This window comes from Amphibacillus sediminis NBRC 103570 (assembly GCF_001552275.1).
GTDB lineage: Bacteria > Bacillota > Bacilli > Bacillales > Amphibacillaceae > Amphibacillus_B > Amphibacillus_B sediminis.
This window is the reverse complement of sequence record NZ_BCQW01000066.1, coordinates 1-1,246: the sequence shown is the minus strand read 5'-3', so window position 1 is coordinate 1,246 and position 1,246 is coordinate 1. Positions and strand designations below refer to the sequence as shown.

At 34.5% G+C, this 1,246-nt stretch carries 1 protein-coding gene; it reads right to left on the bottom strand.

The features are described 5' to 3' along the window. Positions 1 to 52 precede the first annotated feature (52 nt). Positions 53 to 1,206, bottom strand: a protein-coding gene (locus tag ASE01S_RS15335; RefSeq protein ID WP_373277971.1) for an IS3 family transposase whose coding sequence is annotated in 2 segments (ribosomal slippage) — positions 53 to 963 and positions 963 to 1,206 — 1,155 coding nt in all. Because the reading frame shifts where the segments join, the coding sequence is not laid out codon by codon here. Positions 1,207 to 1,246: the final 40 nt, after the last annotated feature.

Sequence of the window (1,246 nt, the reverse complement as noted above, 5' to 3'; positions counted from 1 at the left end):
GGATCTATGTCAATATCTTGGACACAAATAGTTTAAGTTTTCAATGATATTTTTAGCCAGCATTTCGGCAGAAATTTTCTGCTTCTTGTGGCGTCATGTAATTTATACTGCCATGAATTCTTTTGCGATTATACCAACCTTCAATGTATTGAAATAATGCTATTTTTGCTGAGTATTCATCTAAATACTGAACATGGTTTACTTCTTCTTTCTTTAAAATGGCATGGAATGATTCAATGCATGCATTATCGTAGGGACTACCTTTATAACTAAATGAATGCGTCATATTAAACGTTTCAATTAAATTGGCGAATTCATCGCTTGTATATTGACTACCAAGGTCTGAATGAAATATGAGCCCTTCCTTAGGTTGTTGTGTTTCATTTGCATTTTGTAATGCGGTACTTATTAAATCCGTTGTCATTGTTCGACCAAAGGAATAGCCGACAATCTTTCTTGTATGTAAATCCAAAACAGATGCCAAATAGCACCAACCATGCTTTAACGTATGGATATAAGTTATATCGCCAACCCATTTTTCATTGATTGTTTTTGTCTCAAAATCACGCTCTAAAATATTCTCACGTTCCACAACCTTTTCTTTACTTGGTGTTGGACGGAATTTCTTAGTTGTGATGGATTTGATATTCGCTTTTTTCATCAGGCGTTGCACACGTTTTAAACTTACACGATAGCCGGCCACTACTAATAAATGGTGAATTTTTGGTGCACCATAACGTTGTTTACTATCAGCGTAGATTCGTATGATTTCTTTAGTCAGCTGTTGATTTTCCAGCTTACGCTTAGAGATGGAAGTCGTTAATGATTGATAATACGTGCTTCTAGGTACACCAAGTACGTCACACAAAGTGTGAACAGGATAATGCTCTTTTTCTTGGTTAATTATTTCAATAACATTAGTGTCATTTACTTTTTCGCGAATATGGCCATAGCTTTTTTTAATATTTCATTCTCCTGTTGTAGCTTAAACATTTCTTTTTGCATGTTTGCATAATCGTCTGGAGTAACGGATGAACCATCCTCTAACTCTACTGGATTGAATTTTTTAATCCATGCATAAATAGTTACTTCAGAAACGCCATATTCGCTGCTTAATTCTCTAACCGTTTGACCTGAACAATATAAATCAACAACCATCTTTCTGAAATCATCATTGTAACGTTTACCGTGTTTTTGATTTGACATTGGACACAACCTCCTAGTAATAATCTTAAAGACTTAACTA